Source organism: Comamonas squillarum (genome assembly GCF_025309455.1).
GTDB lineage: Bacteria > Pseudomonadota > Gammaproteobacteria > Burkholderiales > Burkholderiaceae_C > Comamonas > Comamonas squillarum.
Window position 1 is genome coordinate 36,402 of record NZ_CP104377.1, and the last position, 19,222, is coordinate 55,623.

The window sequence follows — 19,222 nt, forward strand, 5'->3', positions numbered from 1 at the left end:
ATTATCGGTTTTTTCTGGAAGCACTGAAATGCCCAGGCCGCCGCCACCCGGCCAACCACCCGGCGCCGTGTAAAGAAGGCAGATTTCGCTCGATCAGCGGGGCGGCAGCGTCAACGGGCGCGGATCCCCAGGCGTTACACATGCAGTGGCACTGCGCGCGCGGTGCCACACCTTTGTCAGAACATTGCCAGCCTGCGCTGCCATGGCTTGCCCATTGTGGTGTCGCTGGCCAGAGACTATCTTGCCTACCACAACAACCCATAACAAACGAAATCTGTGGCTGGACATGACCAAAGGGGCTTGCTGTGCTGCCATCGTCTGGCACCACCTGGCTTTCTACGGCCCGATGTCGGATGTCGCAGCGCAAGTCACCCCCGGCATCATTGACTGGCTGGCGGAATATGCGCGCATTGCCGTGCAGATTTTTCTGGTCATGGGCGGCTTTCTGTCGGCGGCCAGCCTGGCCCCGCAAGGTGTGGCCCGCTTTGGCAGCCCGCTGGCCAAGATCGGCCAGCGCGCGCTGCGCCTGCTCGCGCCTTACTCCGTCGCGCTGTTGCTGGCCGTGCTCATCGCAGCGCTGGTGCGGCCCTGGTTTGCCCACGACTCCGTCCCCGCCGAGCCTACTTGGCAGCAGCTGATCGCCAATGCGCTGATGCTGCAGGACATCAGCGGCGAAGATGCGCTGTCGGCCGGCGTTTGGTACGTGGCGATTGACTTCCAGCTGTTTGCCGCCGTCACCTTGCTGTTTGCATGGAGCCGCCGCTGGGCCCGCCAGTGGCTGGGCCTGCAGCTGGGTCAGTGGGTGGTTCTGGCGCTGACGGCCATGTCGCTCCTGGTGTTCAACCGCCACAGTGAGCTGGACATGTGGTTTGTTTACTTTATCGGTGCCTATGGCATGGGCATGCTGGCCTTCTGGGGCAGCCAAAGCGCCAAGCCCTGGTCCTGGACGGCCTGTCTGCTGGCGCTGGGTCTCGTGTCACTGGAGGTCGATTTCCGCCTGCGCATTGCGGTGGCGCTGTGCGGCGCCGTCGCGCTGCTGTGGCTGATGCGCCTGCCGCACGACAGCCGCCTGGTCGACTGGCTGGGCCGCCAGGCGCCCGTGCGCTGGCTGCAGTCGCTCGGCCAAATGGGCTACTCGGTGTTTCTGGTGCACTTTTCCATCGTGGTGCTGTGCAACGCGGTGGTCTCGCATGTCTGGCCCAGCCAGCCCTGGCTCAACTGGCTGGGCATGGGCCTGGCCTTTGCGCTGTCGCTGCTGGCCGGGCGCGCGCTCTACCTGGGGGTGGAGGCGCGCACGCCCAGCCTGCGCTCTGTGGCTCGCTGGGAGCTGGGCCTGGTCGGCGGCGGTCTGCTGGTGACCCTGGTGGGCGCACGCTTGTCGATGTAAGCACGCCCTTTGCCGGCTCTGGTCTGTTGGCCGCTCAGCGGTGCAGATCGCCAGCGCGCTCGGGCTGGTAGCTGATGCCGGTCACGCGCACGGTCATGGTCTTTCCTCCCACGGAGGGCCAGGCCAACTGGTCGCCAATCGCCAGGCCCAGCAGCGCACTGCCCACCGGTGCAAATACCGAAATCTTGCTGCTGGTGTCGTCCAGGTCCTTGGGGTAGACCAGGGTCAGCTGGAACTGCTTGCCCGATTCGGCAATGTCGAAGTTGACGCTGGAGTTCATCGTCACCACATCCGGCGGAATATCGCTGGGCTCCACGATATCGGCTCGGGCAATCTCGGCCTCCAGATCCGCCTTGCCGGGGAAGGCACTGGCCGGCATGGCCTCCAGCAGCGCTTCAAGGCGGTCCACATCCAGGGATGACAGGATGAGTTGGGGTTTGCGAGACATGAAAACTTCCTCCGGAGTATGTAATCCCCGAATGTAGGCTATGCCCCATTTCGCACCAAAACGGTGCGAATAGCCCTGGTGCAGGCGGCGCTTGCAGAGGCTGCCGGGATGGCGGACAATGCATGAAATACTGTATATAAAAACAGTCATAATCCGTTAGTATGCCTGCCCGCCATCCCTCCACCCACACCGTTGACTCTGCCCCGTTTGAAGACGCACAGACCCTGCACCGCTGCGCGGACGAGCTGGATGGGCCTGTGCCGGTGCGTGTGCCACTGCCGGTGGCCCGCAAGGGGCGCGGCGCGGTTGGCACGCCCCGCCACCGTTTTGCCAGCGATGTGCGGGAATGGGCCGACGATGGCTGGACCCCAGCAGCTGCTCAAGCGGCCGTCGGCGCTGATCCAGAATTGGATCTGGAAGAAGGCGCCTGGTGGCAGCAGGACGCCGAGAGCCTGCCGACCCAGGTGCACGCGGAGCGGGCGCGCAGCGCGATCCAGAAAAACGACTCACCCGATATCTTCTTTGATCACTCGGTCAACCCCTACCGGGGCTGCGAGCATGGCTGCATCTACTGCTATGCCAGGCCGTACCACAGCTACCTGAACCTCTCGCCGGGGCTGGATTTTGAAACCCAGCTGTTTGCCAAGACCAATATTGCCCAGGTGCTCAAGGCCGAGATCAGCCGCCCGCGCTACCAGCCGGCCTCGCTCAATATCGGCTCGGCCACCGATTGCTACCAGCCCATCGAGCGGGAGCTGGGCCTGACGCGGCAGCTGATCGAGGTGCTCAGTGAGGCCGAGCATCCTTTTTCACTGATCACCAAGAGCAGTGCGGTGGAGCGCGATATCGACCTGATCGCCGCTGCAGCGCGCAAGAATGCGGCGGCCGTCTACATCACGATCACCAGCCTGGACCCACAGCTGACCCGCCTGCTCGAGCCCCGGGCTGCGGCGCCGCACCGGCGGCTGCGCACCATACGCCAACTGGCGGAGGCCGGCATTCCGGTCGGGGTGAGCGTCGCACCCCATATTCCGTTTTTGACCGAGGACATGGAAGAGGTGCTGGCGGCCGCGCGCGAGGCCGGCGCCACCACGGCCTTCTACACCGTGCTGCGCCTGCCTTGGGAGCTCAACGGCGTGTTCCAGCAGTGGCTGCAGGCCCATTACCCGCAGCGCGCAGCCCGGGTAATGCAGCGGGTGCGCGACCTGCACCAGATCAGCGAGGCCGACCGGCTGCGCGGCAAGAGCTATGACAGCCAGTCGTTCAGCCGCATGAAAGGCCAGGGCCTGTGGGCCGACCTGGTGCGCCAGCGCTTTGTGCGGGCCTGCGCGCAGCTGGGCTATGGGCGCGAGCGGCAAGAGATGGATTGGCGCGGTTTTGAGGCCTGGCGCGCCCAGCAGCTGCAGCAGACAGTGCGCCAGGCGGGCGCCGCGCAGGCGCCGCACCCGGGGCAGGGCACGCTGTTTTAGCCGCGCTTGCGTGCAGCAGCGACCGTGGTCGGCGGCTGCGCTGCAACGGTTGCTGGAGCAGAGGCAGACGCCAGGTGCGCCAAAGTGGCGGGCGGTGCAGAGCGGCCCTTGCAGCTGGCAAAAATATCCAGATCGGGCTGGTGCAGCGCGGTCTGCACATCGGTGAGGCCCAGCATCGAGTGGAACAGGTTGTCGTGGCTGATGCGGGCAGTGCCCACGGCCTGCTGCAGGCAGCTGGTGCTGATGCCCATGCGTTGCTGCATCGCGGGCGAGAGCCAGGTGATCCAGGGCACATGCTTTTGGACATCGGGTGCGACGGAGTAGGGCAGGCCGTGCAGGTAGATGTTGTTCTCGCCCAGCGATTCGCCATGGTCGGCCACATACATCATCGCCGTGGGCTGGCGCTGGCCCTTGCTGGCGAGCCAGTCGATCAGGCTGCCGAGCATGCGGTCGGTGGCAACGACGCTGTTGTCATAGGCATTGATCAGCGATGCGCGGTCGCAGGACTGTAGGTTGACGTTGTTGCACTCGGGGCTGAAGCGCTTGTCCTGGCCCAGCGAACGCTTGAAATAGGCCGGGCCATGGCTGCCCATCTGGTGCAGCACCACCACCACGCCTTTGGCGCGTTGCTCGGCGGGCAGCGCATTGATGCGTTCATCGAGGCCTTCGAGCAGGGCCATGTCCACGCATTCGCCGTCCTGGCACAGCGCCTTACGGGCCGCGGCGGGCAGGTCCGTCTCGGTATTGGCGTTGTGCACGCGGGCGCAAACGCCCTTGCAGCCCGATTGGTTCTCGACCCAGAGCACAGCCAGGCCGGCGCGCTGCAAGACATCGAGCAGGTTTTCATAGGATTTGTTGCTGTCCTGGCTGCTGCGCCCCAGGTGGGAGAACATGCAGGGCACCGACACGGCGGTGCTGGTGCCGCAGGACCAGGCGTTGGTGGCGATGGCGAGGTCCTGGCGGGCGGACAGCAAAGGCGTCGTGGGACGCTCATAGCCATTGGTCGCAAAATTGCCGGCGCGGCCGGTCTCGCCGACGACCAGCGCATAGATCGGGAAGCTGGTCTGGCCAGCATAGCTGGCACCCAGCTTGGCATCTTCGCCAATCGGGTACAGCGTGGTGTCGCGGTGGTGAATTTGCTGGGCCACCAGGTTGCCTGCGGCGTAGACGGTGGACAGCGGGTTCATCATGTAGCGCAGGTTGGTGTGGTTACGCATGGCTGACGAGATGGGGCGAAAACCCGCCACCACCACGACGGCCATGGCCAGGACCGCCAGCAGCACCATGCCCAGCTGCTGGAGCACTGGGCGCCAGCCCTTGCGGTGGGGCAGGGTCTGGCGCCAGATCCACCAGGTGGGGGGAATAGCGATGGCGCCCACGGTGACCACCAAGCTCCAGTGCAGCAGGTCGGCCGCTTCCTTCACATCGGTTTGCAGCACATTGACGAGCATCGAGGCATCGATGGCAATGCCGTAGTTCAGCATGAAGCAGGCAGCAAACGCGGCGATCCAGCACAGCGCGATCATCACCGGTTTGGCGGCGCGGCCCCAGCTGAGCAGGTTCAAGAGGGCCCAGCAAGCGCAGGCAATGGCCAGGCCCAGGCTCAGGCCCAGCACCCACTGCTGGGCGCTGCTCAGGCCGTCTGCCTGCGAGAGGGCCTTCCACAAGGCCAGATTGCCCACGCTGGCCAGCCACAGGCTGACGACCAGGCTCCACAGCCACACGGGACGTGCGGGCGGGCTACTGCTGGTTGTGGCCAGGTCGGCGCTGAAGGGCAACGCGGCCGAGTGGGGCGGAAACGCCGCGGTGTCGGCGGCCTTGCCTGTGGGGGTGATAAACCGGGCAAAGAAATTCATCCCGCCATGGTCGGCAGGCTAGCTTAACAAGGGATTAATAGGACCAGCGCCATAAAAAAACCCGCCGATGAACTGACCCCAAGAAGTTGGACAGTTGGAAGCTAGGGACTGAAGGCCTGAATCCGGTATTGCACCGGACTCAGGCCTTTTAGTTTTAGCTTGATGCGTTGGTGATTGTAGTAATGGATGTAGTGGTGAAGACCTTCTTGAAGCTGCGCCACACTGCTGAACTTGTTGAGGTGGAAGAACTCGGACTTCAAGGTTCCGAAGAAGCTCTCCATCGCTGCGTTATCCAAGCAATTGCCCCGACGTGACATGCTTTGCACCAGGCCATGATCGGCCAGCAAGCGGCGATAGGCACGACTTTGGTACTGCCAGCCCTGGTCGGAATGCAGCAATGGTTTTTCCTCCCTGCCCAGCTTGCCTAGCGCCTTGCGCAACATGTCACCCACCATCTTCAAGCGCGGTTGCGTATTCATCTGATAGCTCACCACCTCGCCGTTGAATAGATCCATGACAGGCGACAGGTATAGCTTTTTACCCAAGACGTTGAACTCTGTCACGTCCGTCACCCATTTCTGGTTAGGCTGCTCGGCCATGAACTGGCGCTGCAACACATTGGCCACGCCCGCGTGCTGCCCGGCGCGATAGGAGCGATATTTCTTGGGCCGAACCAGGGACTTCATCCCCATTACCTGCATCAGGCGCTGCACGCTCTTGTGGTTCACATGACAGCCATTGCGCTTGAGTTCAAGCGCAATGCGCCGATAGCCATAGCGTCCTTTGTGAAGCTCGTAGACAGATCGGATCTGAGCCTTGAGCTCAGCGTATTTGTCGCCTCTCCTGTGCACTTGAGCCTGGTAATAGAAGGTGCTGCGCGCCAGCTTACCTGCCCGCAGCAAGTCCTTGAGGTCGTGATCTGGCCTTAGCTCAAGCACTATCCGCGCTTTTTCTGCGCAGCTTGTTTTTTCGCCTGAACCAAGGCCTCCAATTTTTTTAGGTACGCCACCTCCGCGCGCAGGTACTTCACCTCTTTGAGCAAATCTGCGTGCGAACGCGTGTCGTCCGCAGACATAACTGCTTGTGCCTGTGCGGGCTTGGCTGTGGGTGGGTTTGGCATCTTCTTGGAGCGTCCTCTTGGCCGGGGTGCAAGTGCTTGCGGCCCACCGTCATGATATTGCAGCTCCCAGGCGCTGATGACACCCGTGCCACCCCGGATATCAAACAAGGTAATCGTCTCTCGTGCAGACAGATCATCTCGCCACATCCGCTGCAACACTGCCAGTTTGAAGTCAGCGCTGTAGCGACTGAACTTCTTGCGCAACCCTGATAGGCCATGCTGCTGGTAGCTCTTTACCCAACGTCGCACTGTCGCTTGGTCGAGACCGTGAGCATGGGCCAGTGCTCTGAACCCATGCTGCCCCTGCACGTAGCCCTGGACAACTTCCAGCTTGTAACTCTCGTCGTACTTCGCCATGAAAAACACCCCAAAGGTTGGATGGATGTCCAACTTTTGGGGTGCAGTTCACGAAGCGGGTTTTTGGAGAGGGTCTGGTGCAGGGCCAGGCAGCGCCTGGCCGGTGCTATCAGCGCTTGGCGATAGGTTGCACGTCGCGGACCACCGAGCCAGTGTAGAGCTGGCGTGGACGGCCAATCTTGTACTCGGGATCGGCCATTTGCTCGTTGAGCTGGGCGATCCAGCCGACGGTGCGGGCCAGCGCGAAGATGCCGGTGAACAGCTTCACAGGGATGCCGATGGCGCGTTGCACGATGCCCGAATAGAAGTCCACGTTCGGGTACAGCTTGCGCGAGACGAAGTAGTCGTCTTCCAGAGCGATCTTCTCGACTTGCTTGGCCAGTGCGAACAGCGGATCGTTTTCCAGGCCCAGCTCGGCCAGGATCTCGTTGCAGGTTTCCTGCATCAGCTTGGCGCGTGGGTCGTAGTTCTTGTAGACGCGGTGGCCAAAGCCCATCAGCTTGACGCCGCTGGACTTGTCCTTGACCTGCTCCATGAACTCGCCGACCTTGGCGATGCCGCCGTTGGCCTGGATGTTTTCCAGCATGTTCAGACAGGCTTCGTTAGCGCCGCCGTGGGCAGGGCCCCACAGACAGGCAACGCCGGCGGAGATGGCCGCAAACGGGTTGGTGCCCGAGGAGCCGCACAGGCGCACGGTCGAGGTCGACGCGTTTTGCTCGTGGTCTGCGTGCAGGATGAAGATGCGGTCGAGCGCGCGCTCTACCACCGGGTTCACCACATACTCTTCACAGGGGTTGCCGAACATCATGCGCATGAAGTTGCCTGCATAGGACAGGTCATTCTTCGGGTACATGTAAGGCTGGCCCGTGCCGTACTTGTAGGCCATGGCCACCAGGGTTGGCAGCTTGGCGATCAAGCGGATCGCAGCGATGTTGCGGTGCTCGGGGTTGGTGATGTCGGTGCTGTCGTGGTAGAAGGCCGACATGCCACCCACCAGACCCGTCAGAACGGCCATGGGGTGCGCATCGCGGCGGAAACCACGCAGGAAGAACTGCATCTGCTCGTTGACCATGGTGTGCTTGGTCACCGTGTCTTCGAACTCGGCCTTCTGCGTGGCATTGGGCAGCTCGCCGTACAGCAGCAGGTAGCAGGTTTCGAGGTAGTTGCAGTTCTTGGCCAGTTGCTCGATCGGGTAGCCGCGGTACAGCAGCTCGCCCTTGTCACCATCGATATAGGTGATGGCCGACTGGCAGGCAGCCGTCGAGAGGAAACCGGGGTCGTACGTGAACATGCCGGTCTGCGCGTACAGCTTGCGGATGTCGATGACATCCGGGCCGATCGAGCCCTGGTAAACCGGAAGGTCTACGCTTGCTGCGCCGTTGCTAAACGATAGCGTGGCTTTGTTGTCTGCTAGTTTCATAAAACTGGTTCCTTCTCGAGTTAGTCCGCAAGAGATGCACGTGGTTTTCGGCTGCGCAGCATCTCCAGCACTTCATGAACATCTGGCGTGTCGAGGTCGCCTGTTGGTTCCTTGCGCTTGAGCATCAAGTCCAGCAGGTCGTTGTCCGACAGGTTCATCAAAGTGGTCAGCCCTTGCGCCTGGCGGACATTCAGGCTTGCTCCGTATGTGCGGAAGAACTGCTCGACGAAGATGTCGTTCTCCACCAGGCCTCGGCGGCTACGCCAGCGCAGCAGATCGCGCGCACGTTCATCCAGCAGTTCGTTTTCCATCATTGCTCAATCTGGTTCTTACACCGCACGGCGAACCATCAATTCCTTGATCTTGCCAATCGCCTTGGTGGGGTTGAGGTGCTTGGGGCACACGTCCACGCAGTTCATGATGGTGTGGCAACGGAACAGACGGTAGGGGTCTTCCAGGTTGTCCAGGCGCTCACCGGTGTGGTCATCGCGGCTGTCGGCGATGAAGCGGTAGGCCTGCAGCAAACCGGCGGGGCCCACGAACTTGTCGGGGTTCCACCAGAACGAGGGGCAGCTGGTCGAGCAACTGGCGCACAGAATGCACTCGTACAGGCCGTTGAGCTCTTCGCGCTCTTCGGGCGACTGCAGGCGCTCCTTCTCGTTGGCGACAAAGCTGTCGGCCATCAGGTAGGGCTTGATCGAGTGGTACTGCTTGAAGAACTGGGTCATGTCCACGATCAGGTCGCGGATCACGGGCAGACCGGGCAGGGGCTTCAAGACGATGTCACCCTTGAGGGTGTTCATGTTCGTCAGGCACGCCAGACCGTTCTTGCCGTTGATGTTCATCGCGTCCGAGCCGCACACGCCTTCGCGGCAGGAGCGGCGGAACGAGATCGATGGGTCGAGCTCCTTGAGCTTGACCAGGGCGTCCAGCAGCATGCGCTCATGACCGTCGAGCTCCACCTCCACCGTCTGCATGTAGGGCTTGGCATCTTTATCGGGATCGTAGCGATAGATTTTGAAAGTACGCTTCATTTTGGGATGTTCTTTCGTGGGCTGCGTGGATTTAGAAGGTACGGACCTTGGGCGGTACCGACGGCACGGTCAGCGGCTTGAGTTGCACTGGCTTGTACTCCAGGCTGTTGGCAGCGCTGTACCACAGGGTGTGCTTGAGCCAGTCGATATCATTGCGGCCCAGTGGGTACTTGGGGTCATCGGCAGGGTGCTCGTAGTCATCCACGGTGTGGGCGCCACGGCATTCCTTGCGGGCGGCGGCCGAGACCATGGTGGCTTGCGCCACTTCGATCAGGTTGGCCACTTCCAGCGCTTCCATGCGAGCGGTGTTCCAGACCTTGGACTTGTCCTTCAAGGTGACGCCACCGACGCGGGCGCGGATGTCGGCAATCTTCTTGACGCCTTCGTCCATGCTCTTTTGCGTGCGGAACACACCGGCGTGCAGCTGCATGCAGGCGCGGATGTCGTTGGCCACGTCCTGCGCGTATTCGCCGCTGGTCGACTCGTCGAGCTTGTTGAGGCGCGACAGCGAGAAGTCCGATGCGTTCTCAGGCATCGGCTTGAATTCGCCATAGCCATTGACGTAGTTGACGATGTGCTTGCCGGCCGACTTGCCAAAGACCAGCAGGTCCAGCAGCGAGTTCGTGCCCAGGCGGTTGGCGCCGTGCACCGACACGCAGGAGCATTCGCCCACAGCGTAGAGACCGTTGACCACTTTGTTTTCTTGACCATCCCAGACAACGACCTGGCCGTTGATGTTGGTGGGAATACCGCCCATCTGGTAGTGGATGGTGGGCACCACAGGAATCGGTTCCTTGGTGATGTCCACGTTGGCGAAGTTGTGGCCGATCTCTTCCACCGAAGGCAGGCGCTTGCGGATGGTATCTGCACCCAGGTGGGTCATGTCCAGCAGGATGTAGTCCTTGTTCGGACCGCAGCCACGGCCTTCCTTGATTTCCTGGTCCATTGAGCGCGAGACGAAGTCGCGTGGCGCCAGATCCTTCAGGGTTGGCGCATAGCGCTCCATGAAACGCTCGCCATCGCTGTTGCGCAGAATAGCGCCTTCACCGCGGCAGCCTTCGGTCAGCAGCACGCCCGCGCCGGCCACGCCGGTGGGGTGGAACTGCCAGAACTCCATGTCCTGCAGCGGGATGCCTGCGCGTGCAGCCATGCCCAGGCCGTCGCCGGTGTTGATGAAGGCATTGGTCGATGCCTGGAAGATACGGCCTGCGCCGCCGGTGGCCAGCAGAACCGCCTTGGCGTGCAGCTCGTACAGGTCGCCGGTTTCCAGCTCGATGGCGGTCACGCCGATCACGTCACCGGATTCGTCGCGGATCAGGTCCAGCGCCATCCACTCGACGAAGAAGTTGGTCTTGGACTTGACGTTTTGCTGGTAGAGCGTGTGCAGCATCGCGTGGCCGGTACGGTCAGCCGCTGCGCAAGCGCGTTGCACGGGCTTTTCGCCATGGTTGGCGGTGTGGCCGCCGAAGGGGCGCTGGTAGATCGTGCCATCGGGGTTGCGGTCGAAAGGCATGCCGAAGTGTTCCAGCTCGTACACCACCTTGGGTGCTTCGCGGCACATGAACTCGATCGCATCCTGGTCACCGAGCCAGTCCGAGCCCTTGATGGTGTCGTAGAAGTGCCATTCCCAGTTGTCGGGCGACATGTTGCCCAGCGAGGCGGACACGCCACCTTGCGCTGCCACGGTGTGCGAGCGGGTGGGGAAAACCTTGGACAAGGCAGCCACGGACAGGCCAGCCTTGGACAGTTCCAGCGCAGCGCGCAGACCGGAGCCGCCTGCGCCGATGATGACGACATCAAACTTGCGCTTGGTGATGTTCTCTTTTGTATAGCTCATTGTTCTCTTTCAATCGCGGGTATCACAGACGCCACAGAACCTGCAGGCCCCAGCCGAGGCAGCCCACCAGCCAGACCAACACAAAAATCTGCAGCACCAGGCGCAGGCCGACGGGCTGGACGTAGTCCATGAGGATTTCACGCATGCCCACCCAGGCGTGGTAGGCCAAGGCCACCAGGGTGCCCACCGTGATGAACTTCATCCACTGGTGGGAGAAGATGCCTGCCCACTGTTCGTAGCCGATGGGGCCCTTGATCATCAGCACCTGGGCCAGCAGGGCCACGGTGAACAAGGCCATCAGCAAGCCGGTGATGCGCTGGGCCAGCCAGTCGCGCAAACCGTAGTGCGCACCGGTCACGACGCGTTTGGAGCCGTAATTGACGGACATGGGGAATCCTTTCTTATTTATCAGTAAATGCAGTCGCGGGCGATCAGTACAGGCCAAACAGCTTGGCACCCAGGATGGCGGTCAGCGCCAGGCTGATGGCAAAGCAGACTATGGCCGAGCTCTTGCCGAATTCCTTGTTGACCGACTTGTGCGAGACATCCATCCAGATGTGGCGCAGGCCAGCGCAGAAGTGGTGCAGGTAGGCCCAGATGAGCGCCAGCACGGCCAGCTTGATGAACCAGCCCGCAAAAATACCGGCGCCGGTGTTGAAGGCGGCGGTGAAGCGGGCGTAGGAGAATTCGGAGGAGATCGAGGTGTCGAGCAGCCAGACCACAAAGGGCAGCAGGAAGAACATCACCAGGCCGCTGGCGCGGTGCAGGATCGACAGCTTGGCTGCTACCGGCAAGCGGTAGGTGGTGAGGTCCGAAATGGGGTTGATATTGCGAAACTCAGGCCGCTTCTTCGTGGTATCTGTCATGGTGTGAAATCTTTCGTGGATGTAACTGCTATGTAATCGCTAGGCTCAAACCTGCAAAATTTTATTGCAATGCAGCGCGCAGGTCTAAGGGTTTCTCTTTAACCCCGTGGTGACTACTCAGACTTGACCGGTGCATTAGCTCAGGGTATTGCTGTAATGGTGGGTGTCCGTCCGATAAAGACCTCGTCGTAATTCCATGGGAACATCGTTATAGGTGTAAGCGACACGCTCGACGCTCAGCAGGGGGGTCTGGCCGTCGATATCGAGCAATTGGGCCTGTGCCGCATCGGGCAGCACGGCACGCAGCTTTTCCTGGGCGCGCACCATGCGCACGCCGTACTCCACCTCGAACATCGCATAGGTGGCGCCGGGGTAGTCGCGCATCTGCTCGGCCGTCAGGCCCTTGAAGCTGCTGCTGGGCAGCCAGATGTCTTCGACAATCGTGGGAATGCCGGCAAACACCAGCACGCGGCGCACATGGATCAGCGACTCGCCCGTGGGTACCTGCAGCAGCTTGCAGATCTCGCTGGCGCCCTTGATGCTGCGGCAGGAGATGATGTTGCGCTGTGCCGGGCCTTCTTCGTTGAGGTCGCCGCTGTCCGGAAGCAGACGCAAGAAGCGGTACTGCACATTGCGCTCGGCATGGGTGGCCACAAAGGTGCCCTTGCCCTGGCGGCGCAGCAGCAGGTTGTCGGCAGCCAGCTCGTCGATGGCCTTGCGCACGGTGCCTTGGCTGACGCGGTAGCGGGCGGCCAGCTCCATCTCGCTGGGGATCATCTCGCCCGGTTTCCAGGCGCCGGCCTCCAGGCTTTGCAGGATCAGGCCCTTGATTTGTTGGTAGAGGGGGCTGAATGCCGGGGTCGCACCACCCACGCTGTCGCCAGCGGACGTGATTCCGGTGTCGTTTGCATTGGGGGTGGAAGATGTCATGCGCTTGTCTTGGGAGAGATTCAATCTCTCAGGTGTCACAGTGGATGTGACATCCAACGGTTCAAATTTACAGCGCGCATTGTATAGCGCATCCGGGGTCAATCATATCTTATATAAGACATAAGACAAATTGACTGAGTGATCTGTTCAAGAGTACACTTACGCGCTGTTTACAGACCTGCCATCGGGGGATCCCGATCGCTGATTCCAGTCGTTTGACACCCTCTCCGATGCTGGCCTGCTTGGACACCTCATTTCTATTTTCTGGAGTTTTCCCATGAGCAAGAAGCCCGTACGTGTCGCCGTCACCGGTGCCGCTGGTCAAATCGGTTATGCCCTGTTGTTCCGCATCGCTTCGGGCGAAATGCTGGGCAAGGACCAGCCTGTCATCCTGCAACTGCTGGAAATTCCTGACGAGAAGGCACAGAACGCGCTCAAGGGCGTGATCATGGAGCTGGAAGACTGCGCTTTCCCGCTGCTGGCCGGTATCGAAGCCCACAGCGATCCGCTGCAAGCCTTCAAGGACACCGATTACGCGCTGCTCGTGGGTGCCCGTCCTCGCGGCCCAGGCATGGAGCGTGCTGACCTGCTGGCTGCCAATGCCCAGATCTTCACCGCCCAGGGCAAGGCCCTGAACGCTGTCGCTTCGCGCAACGTCAAAGTGCTGGTGGTCGGCAACCCTGCCAACACCAATGCCTACATCGCGATGAAGTCGGCTCCCGACCTGCCAGCGAAGAACTTCACCGCCATGCTGCGTCTGGACCACAACCGCGCTGCCTCGCAACTGGCTGCCAAGGCTGGCTTCAAGGTCGGCGACATCCGCAAGCTGACCGTCTGGGGCAACCACTCGCCCACCATGTACGCTGACTACCGTTTCGCGACCGTGGACGGCAAGTCGGTCAAGGACGCGATCAACGACCAGACCTGGAATAAGGACGTGTTCCTGCCTACCGTGGGCAAGCGTGGCGCCGCCATCATTGCCGCTCGTGGCCTGTCGTCGGCTGCATCGGCAGCGAATGCCGCCATCGACCACATGCGTGACTGGGCCCTGGGCTCGGCGGGCGAATGGGTCACCATGGGCGTGCCTTCGAACGGCGAATACGGCATCCCAGCGGGCATCATCTTCGGCTTCCCCGTGACCACCGAAAACGGCGAATACAAGATCGTCGAAGGTCTGGAAATCGACGCGTTCTCGCAAGAATGCATCGACAAGACCCTGGCTGAGCTGCAAGGCGAGCAAGACGGCGTCAAGCACCTGCTGTAATCCAAGGCCGATCCGCATGCTTGCATGGAATGCCCAGCTCTACAGCCGGTTCGAGGACGAGCGCACGCGCCCGGCCGCCGAACTGCTGGCGCGCGTGGCCCTGCCCAGCGATACCGCCTATGTGGTGGATCTGGGTTGCGGGCCGGGCAATTCCACCGAGCTGCTGGCCCAGCGCTTCGTGCAGGCACGGGTGCTGGGTATCGACCAGTCGCAAGACATGCTGGCCGCTGCGCGCCAGCGTCTTGCGCAGGTGCATTTTGAGCAGGGCGACATCGCCCACTGGCAGGCTCCACTGCACAACGGGCGTTTGCCCGACCTGATTTTTGCCAATGCGGCCCTGCAATGGGTGCCGGGCCACGCGCAGCTGCTGCCCCGCTTGATGGGCATGTTGGCCCCCGGTGGTGTGCTGGCCGTGCAGATGCCCGACAACCGCGATGAGCCCACCCACCGCCTGATGCGTGAGGTGGCAGCGCTGCAGCCCTGGGCTGCAGAAATCGGCGATCCGCATGCCTTGCGCACGGATTTGCTGTCTTTGAATGATTACTACGATGTGTTGGCCCGTGGTGCGCAGGTGGATGCCTGGCGTACGGCGTACCAGCACCCAATGGACAGTGCGGAGGCGATTGTCCAATGGGTTCGTGGCACGGGTCTGAGACCCTTTCTCCAGCCTCTGCGTGCCGAGTTGCAAACCAGCTTTGTGGCCGAGTACACCCGCCGCATCGATGCCGCCTACGGCCTGCGCAGCGATGGCCAGCGCCTGCTGGCCTTTCCCCGCTTGTTTTTGGTGGCCAAGCGCCCCATCTGACGATTAGTAGCCATGAGTGTCTCCGCCATCCATCCCGCACAGGTACTGCTGGGCGCCCAGTCTGGGGCCCTGGCACTGCCGGTCTGCGACCACTACAGCGGTGTGGAAGACCGCATGCGCAAAAGCCTGGCCTTGCAGGCACAGATGATGCAAGAGTTTGGCCGCTGCGTGTTCGATGTGACCTTGGACTGCGAAGACGGCGCGGCCGTCGGCCAGGAAAAGGCCCATGCCCGGCTGGTTGCGTCGCTGGCCAAGAACGCCGCGCCCGGCGCCCGGGTTGCTGCCCGCGTGCATGCGGCCGACCACGCCGCGCTGGCCGAAGATATCGCCACCATCGCCGGTGAGGCGGGCGAGCAGCTCTGCCACATCATGGTGCCCAAGGTCGAGTCGGTCGATGACATCGACCAGGTCGACCGCTTGCTGCAAGCGGCCACCAGCACCCCGGTGCCGCTGCATGCGCTGATCGAGTCGCCCCAGGCGGTGCACCGCGCTTTCGAGATTGCGGCCCACCCCCGCGTGCAAAGCATCAGCTTTGGCCTGATGGATTTTGTCTCTGCCCATGGCGGCGCCATCCCCTCGAGCGCGATGGGCGTGCAAGGCCAGTTCACGCATCCGCTGGTGCTGCGCGCCAAGCTGGAGATCGCAGCCGCCTGCCACGCCTACGGCAAGGTGCCCTCGCACTGCGTGGTGACCGAGTTCAAGAACCCCGATGCGATGGAGCAGGCGGCCCGCCGTGCCTACGGCGAGCTGGGCTACACCCGCATGTGGAGCATCCACCCCGCGCAGATCCGCCCCATCCTGCAGGCCTTCGCGCCCACGCAGAGCCAGGTCGATGAAGCGGCCCGTATTGTGCGGGCGGCGGCGGACGCGCAATGGGCACCGATCAGCGTCGACGGCGTCTTGCATGACCGTGCAAGTTATCGTTACTTTTGGCAAATTTTGGAGCGTGCCGCGCAGACGGGTTGTCCGTTGCCGGGTACAGTGCGGGAGTGGCTGTAACCATCCGGGTCCAGCCCTTTTCCTGTTTCTTGCGTTGTATCGCGGGAGTTGTTATGAAAAATCGCGTGATTTCTTTGTTGGTCCTGGTGCCTGCGCTGACCTTGTCCATGGGCAGCGTGCAGGCGCAAGAGAAAAAGGCGGCCAAGCCAGTGGCTGCCAAAACCACCGCCGCCAAGAAGGCACCGGCCAAAAAGGCCCCTGCCAAGCGTGCGTCCACCGCCAAAAAGGGCGCAGCGGTTGCCGCTGGTGCCGGCGCAGCCGCTGCGGCCGCGTCCATTCCTGCCCAGCAGACCCTGACCCCCGCCGAGCTGGCCATTGCCGAGCAGGTCTACCAAGGCCGCATCAGCTGCGAGCTGGGTGCCTCGATCAATATCGCCAAGGACTCGGTCAACCCCGGCTACTTCTTCGTTGAAGGCAAGGGCTTCAAGTACCACATGGCCCCGGTGGCCACCTCGACGGGCACCATCCGCCTGGAAGACCAGCACGCTGGCGCCATGTGGCTGCAAGTGGCCAACAAGTCGATGCTGATCAACCGCAAGCTCGGTCAGCGCCTGGCCGACGAATGCATGAGCCCTGAGCAAAACCAGGTTGCCGAAGCCATCAAGAAAAACCCACCTGCCGCACTGTTTGAAGGCAACGGCCGCTGATAAGAACAGCGGCGCGACTGCCCGAGGCCTTGCGAGCGCCCCACCATTGAAATAGAGAACCGGAGAACGTATGTTGAAAGCCTACCGCGACCATGTGACTGAGCGTGCCGCTCTGGGCATCCCCCCACTGCCGCTGGATGCCAAGCAGGTCGCTGACTTGATCGAGCTGATCAAGAACCCGCCTGCCGGTGAAGAAGCATTTCTGCTCGATCTGCTGACCCACCGCGTGCCGCCAGGCGTGGACGATGCCGCCAAGGTCAAGGCTTCCTTCCTGGCAGCCGTGGCACATGGCGACCTGAAAGTGGCGCTGATCTCCAAGGCCAAGGCCACCGAGCTGCTGGGCACCATGGTGGGTGGTTACAACGTACATCCGCTCATTGAGCTGCTTGATGACGCAGAAGTGGCCGCCGTGGCTGCCGATGCGCTCAAGAAGACGCTGTTGATGTTCGACTTCTTCAATGACGTCGCGGACAAGGCCAAGGCCGGCAATGCCAAGGCCAAGGAAGTGATGCAAAGCTGGGCCGACGCCGAGTGGTTCACCTCGCGCCCCGAAGTCGACAAGAAGATCACCGTCACCGTGTTCAAGGTGCCCGGCGAGACCAACACCGACGACCTGTCGCCTGCGCCAGACGCCTGGAGCCGCCCCGACATTCCTCTGCACTACCTCGCGATGCTGAAGAACACGCGTCCTGACGCGGCCTTCAAGCCTGAAGAAGACGGCAAGCGCGGCCCGATGCAGTTCATCGACGACCTGAAGAAAAAGGGCCACCTGGTGGCCTACGTCGGCGACGTGGTCGGCACCGGTTCTTCGCGCAAGTCGGCAACCAACTCCATCGTCTGGGCCACCGGCCAGGACATTCCCTTTGTGCCCAACAAGCGCTTTGGTGGTGTGACCCTGGGCGGCAAGATCGCTCCGATCTTCTTCAACACCCAGGAAGACTCGGGCTCGCTGCCGATTGAAGTGGACGTCTCCAAGCTGGAGATGGGCGATGTGATCGACGTGCTGCCCTACGACGGCAAGATCCTCAAGAACGGTGAGACCGTTGCCGAGTTCCAGCTCAAGAGCGATGTGCTGTTTGACGAAGTGCGCGCCGGCGGCCGTATCAACCTGATCATTGGCCGCTCGCTGACCGCCAAGGCCCGCGAAGCGCTGGGCCTGCCCGCATCGACCGTGTTCCGCCTGCCCCAGGCGCCTGCCGAATCCAAGGCCGGCTTCACCTTGGCGCAGAAGATGGTCGGCCGCGCTGTCGGTCTGCCAGAAGGCCAGGGCGTGCGCCCAGGCACCTACTGCGAACCGCGCATGACCACCGTGGGCTCGCAAGACACCACGGGCCCGATGACCCGCGATGAGCTCAAGGACCTCGCTTGCCTGGGCTTCTCCGCCGACATGGTGATGCAGTCCTTCTGCCACACGGCCGCCTACCCCAAGCCCGTGGACGTCAAGACCCACCGCGAACTGCCCAACTTCATCAGCAATCGTGGTGGCGTGGCCCTGCGTCCTGGTGACGGCGTGATCCACAGCTGGCTCAACCGCCTGCTGCTGCCTGATACCGTGGGCACCGGCGGTGACTCGCACACCCGTTTCCCGATCGGCATTTCCTTCCCCGCAGGCTCGGGCCTGGTGGCCTTCGGTGCTGCCACTGGCGTGATGCCGCTGGACATGCCTGAATCGGTGCTGGTGCGCTTCAAGGGCGAAATGCAGCCGGGCGTGACCCTGCGCGATCTGGTGCACGCGATTCCGCTGTACGCGATCAAGGCCGGTCTGCTGACCGTCGCCAAGGCCGGCAAGATCAACGAGTTCTCCGGCCGTATCCTGGAGATCGAAGGCCTGCCGGACCTGAAGGTCGAGCAAGCGTTCGAGCTGTCCGACGCGTCCGCCGAGCGCTCTGCCGCTGGCTGCACGATCAAGCTCAACCCCGAGCCGATCAAGGAATACCTGACCTCGAACGTGGTTCTGATGAAGAACATGATCGCCGACGGTTATGCCGATTCCAAGACGCTGCAGCGCCGTATCGAGAAGGTCGAAGCCTGGCTGGCCAAGCCCGAGCTGCTCGAAGCCGACAAGGACGCCGAATACGCGCACATCATCGAGATCGACCTGGCCGACATCAAGGAGCCTATCGTCTGCTGCCCCAACGATCCAGACGACGCCAAGTTCCTGTCCGAAGTGGCCGGCACCAAGATCGATGAAGCCTTCATCGGCTCGTGCATGACCAACATCGGCCACTTCCGCGCTGCAGCCAAGCTGCTGGGCGGCCAGCGTGACATCCCCGTCAAGCTGTGGGTGGCACCGCCCACCAAGATGGACCAGAGCGAGCTGATCAAGGAAGGCCATTACGCTGCCTTTGGTACCGCCGGTGCCCGCACCGAAATGCCCGGCTGCTCGCTGTGCATGGGCAACCAGGCCCAGGTGCGCGAAGGCGCGACGGTCATCTCGACCTCGACCCGCAACTTCCCCAACCGCCTGGGCAAGAACACCAATGTGTTCCTGGGCTCGGCCGAGCTGGCCGCGATCGCATCGCGCATCGGCAAGCTGCCCACCAAGGAAGAGTACCTCCAGGAAATGGGCGTGATCGATGCCGACAAGGCCTCCGTATACCGCTACATGAACTTCAACGAAATCTCGGAATACGCCGAGGTTGCCGAGAAGATCTAAGCCTTTTGGCCTGCGTGCAGGGGTTTGCAGCCTCTGCCCTTGCAACCCGCTTCGGCGGGTTTTTTTACGCCATTTGCGTGGGGTATGCATGCTGCGTCGTGCAGAAAAAACTGAGGTATGCACAATG

The 19,222-nt window shown here is 62.2% G+C and carries 17 protein-coding genes; 7 read left to right on the forward strand and 10 right to left on the reverse strand.

Translation table 11 applies throughout. From position 1 onward, the window contains the following. The first annotated feature begins 202 nt into the window (after positions 1-202). Complete coding sequence (locus tag N4T19_RS00185; protein WP_332839223.1) at positions 203-1,387, forward strand: acyltransferase family protein; 1,185 nt, start codon at positions 203-205, stop codon at positions 1,385-1,387. Positions 1,388-1,421: 34 nt separating this feature from the next. Here N4T19_RS00185 and rnk read toward each other — a convergent pair whose 3' ends face one another. Next, a complete protein-coding gene (gene rnk / locus N4T19_RS00190) occupies positions 1,422-1,835 on the reverse strand; it encodes a nucleoside diphosphate kinase regulator (RefSeq protein ID WP_116924943.1) in 414 nt (137 codons plus the stop codon). 275 nt (positions 1,836-2,110) lie between these two features. On the opposite strand from rnk, the gene N4T19_RS00195 reads away from it, so the two are divergent. Next, entirely contained in the window at positions 2,111-3,304 is a 1,194-nt protein-coding gene (locus N4T19_RS00195) for a PA0069 family radical SAM protein (protein ID WP_409935215.1), read from the forward strand. Here the strand turns inward: N4T19_RS00195 and N4T19_RS00200 are convergent. The 9 genes from N4T19_RS00200 to N4T19_RS00240 all read right to left on the reverse strand — a co-directional run bounded on the left by N4T19_RS00200 (position 3,301) and on the right by N4T19_RS00240 (position 12,724). Continuing rightward, positions 3,301-5,160, reverse strand: coding sequence for a phosphoethanolamine transferase (locus tag N4T19_RS00200; protein ID WP_182345267.1), 1,860 nt, complete (start codon positions 5,158-5,160; stop codon positions 3,301-3,303). The two genes, N4T19_RS00195 and N4T19_RS00200, sit on opposite strands and share 4 nt — an antisense overlap. A gap of 101 nt (positions 5,161-5,261) precedes the next feature. Continuing rightward, positions 5,262-6,637 (reverse strand): IS3 family transposase gene (locus N4T19_RS00205; protein WP_260718296.1). Its coding sequence is split into 2 segments (ribosomal slippage): positions 5,262-6,148 and positions 6,148-6,637, totalling 1,377 coding nucleotides; the frame shifts between segments, so codons are not numbered across the junction. A gap of 109 nt (positions 6,638-6,746) precedes the next feature. Continuing rightward, positions 6,747-8,057 carry a citrate synthase gene (locus N4T19_RS00210; protein ID WP_182345268.1) on the reverse strand — a complete coding sequence of 437 codons (1,311 nt, stop codon included), beginning with the start codon at positions 8,055-8,057 and terminating at the stop codon, positions 6,747-6,749. A gap of 20 nt (positions 8,058-8,077) precedes the next feature. After that, on the reverse strand, positions 8,078-8,371 hold the full coding sequence (locus tag N4T19_RS00215) for an FAD assembly factor SdhE (RefSeq protein WP_116924947.1): 294 nt from the start codon (positions 8,369-8,371) through the stop codon (positions 8,078-8,080). Between the two features lie 15 nt (positions 8,372-8,386). Further along, positions 8,387-9,091 carry a succinate dehydrogenase iron-sulfur subunit gene (locus tag N4T19_RS00220; protein WP_021026927.1) on the reverse strand — a complete coding sequence of 235 codons (705 nt, stop codon included), beginning with the start codon at positions 9,089-9,091 and terminating at the stop codon, positions 8,387-8,389. A 31-nt stretch (positions 9,092-9,122) separates the two neighbouring features. Then, positions 9,123-10,928: a succinate dehydrogenase flavoprotein subunit gene (gene sdhA / locus N4T19_RS00225; protein ID WP_182345269.1), complete on the reverse strand. Its 1,806-nt coding sequence runs from the start codon at positions 10,926-10,928 to the stop codon at positions 9,123-9,125. Between the two features lie 22 nt (positions 10,929-10,950). Next, positions 10,951-11,316 (reverse strand): succinate dehydrogenase, hydrophobic membrane anchor protein, encoded by a 366-nt coding sequence (sdhD, locus tag N4T19_RS00230; RefSeq protein ID WP_133858580.1) that lies wholly within the window; start codon positions 11,314-11,316, stop codon positions 10,951-10,953. 43 nt (positions 11,317-11,359) lie between these two features. Then, positions 11,360-11,794 carry a succinate dehydrogenase, cytochrome b556 subunit gene (gene sdhC, locus N4T19_RS00235; protein WP_182345270.1) on the reverse strand — a complete coding sequence of 145 codons (435 nt, stop codon included), beginning with the start codon at positions 11,792-11,794 and terminating at the stop codon, positions 11,360-11,362. 135 nt (positions 11,795-11,929) lie between these two features. Continuing rightward, positions 11,930-12,724: a GntR family transcriptional regulator gene (locus tag N4T19_RS00240; RefSeq protein WP_021026923.1), complete on the reverse strand. Its 795-nt coding sequence runs from the start codon at positions 12,722-12,724 to the stop codon at positions 11,930-11,932. 277 nt (positions 12,725-13,001) lie between these two features. Here N4T19_RS00240 and N4T19_RS00245 point away from each other — a divergent pair, with 277 nt between their 5' ends. From N4T19_RS00245 to acnB, 5 genes are all read left to right on the forward strand, one after another. After that, the gene (locus tag N4T19_RS00245) at positions 13,002-13,988 is read left to right on the forward strand and encodes a malate dehydrogenase (protein ID WP_116924951.1); all 987 of its coding nucleotides are present in this window, start codon (positions 13,002-13,004) and stop codon (positions 13,986-13,988) included. Positions 13,989-14,004: 16 nt separating this feature from the next. Further along, positions 14,005-14,793 (forward strand): trans-aconitate 2-methyltransferase, encoded by a 789-nt coding sequence (tam, locus tag N4T19_RS00250; RefSeq protein WP_116924952.1) that lies wholly within the window; start codon positions 14,005-14,007, stop codon positions 14,791-14,793. Positions 14,794-14,805: 12 nt separating this feature from the next. Continuing rightward, on the forward strand, positions 14,806-15,792 hold the full coding sequence (locus N4T19_RS00255) for an HpcH/HpaI aldolase/citrate lyase family protein (protein ID WP_116924953.1): 987 nt from the start codon (positions 14,806-14,808) through the stop codon (positions 15,790-15,792). Positions 15,793-15,845: 53 nt separating this feature from the next. After that, entirely contained in the window at positions 15,846-16,439 is a 594-nt protein-coding gene (locus N4T19_RS00260) for a hypothetical protein (protein ID WP_116924954.1), read from the forward strand. 70 nt (positions 16,440-16,509) lie between these two features. Beyond that, the gene (acnB, locus tag N4T19_RS00265) at positions 16,510-19,095 is read left to right on the forward strand and encodes a bifunctional aconitate hydratase 2/2-methylisocitrate dehydratase (RefSeq protein WP_260719153.1); all 2,586 of its coding nucleotides are present in this window, start codon (positions 16,510-16,512) and stop codon (positions 19,093-19,095) included. Positions 19,096-19,222 lie beyond the last annotated feature (127 nt).

Bases quoted from the DNA above. Each gene is read 5' to 3' on its own strand.
- N4T19_RS00185 (WP_332839223.1), top strand. From the start codon at position 203: ATGGCTTGCCCATTGTGGTGTCGCTGGCCAGAGACTATCTTGCCTACC.
- rnk (WP_116924943.1), bottom strand. From the start codon at position 1,835: ATGTCTCGCAAACCCCAACTCATCCTGTCATCCCTGGATGTGGACCGC.
- N4T19_RS00200 (WP_182345267.1), bottom strand. From the start codon at position 5,160: ATGAATTTCTTTGCCCGGTTTATCACCCCCACAGGCAAGGCCGCCGAC.
- N4T19_RS00210 (WP_182345268.1), bottom strand. From the start codon at position 8,057: ATGAAACTAGCAGACAACAAAGCCACGCTATCGTTTAGCAACGGCGCA.
- N4T19_RS00215 (WP_116924947.1), bottom strand. From the start codon at position 8,371: ATGATGGAAAACGAACTGCTGGATGAACGTGCGCGCGATCTGCTGCGC.
- N4T19_RS00220 (WP_021026927.1), bottom strand. From the start codon at position 9,091: ATGAAGCGTACTTTCAAAATCTATCGCTACGATCCCGATAAAGATGCC.
- sdhA (WP_182345269.1), bottom strand. From the start codon at position 10,928: ATGAGCTATACAAAAGAGAACATCACCAAGCGCAAGTTTGATGTCGTC.
- sdhD (WP_133858580.1), bottom strand. From the start codon at position 11,316: ATGTCCGTCAATTACGGCTCCAAACGCGTCGTGACCGGTGCGCACTAC.
- sdhC (WP_182345270.1), bottom strand. From the start codon at position 11,794: ATGACAGATACCACGAAGAAGCGGCCTGAGTTTCGCAATATCAACCCC.
- N4T19_RS00240 (WP_021026923.1), bottom strand. From the start codon at position 12,724: ATGACATCTTCCACCCCCAATGCAAACGACACCGGAATCACGTCCGCT.
- N4T19_RS00245 (WP_116924951.1), top strand. From the start codon at position 13,002: ATGAGCAAGAAGCCCGTACGTGTCGCCGTCACCGGTGCCGCTGGTCAA.
- tam (WP_116924952.1), top strand. From the start codon at position 14,005: ATGCTTGCATGGAATGCCCAGCTCTACAGCCGGTTCGAGGACGAGCGC.
- N4T19_RS00255 (WP_116924953.1), top strand. From the start codon at position 14,806: ATGAGTGTCTCCGCCATCCATCCCGCACAGGTACTGCTGGGCGCCCAG.
- N4T19_RS00260 (WP_116924954.1), top strand. From the start codon at position 15,846: ATGAAAAATCGCGTGATTTCTTTGTTGGTCCTGGTGCCTGCGCTGACC.
- acnB (WP_260719153.1), top strand. From the start codon at position 16,510: ATGTTGAAAGCCTACCGCGACCATGTGACTGAGCGTGCCGCTCTGGGC.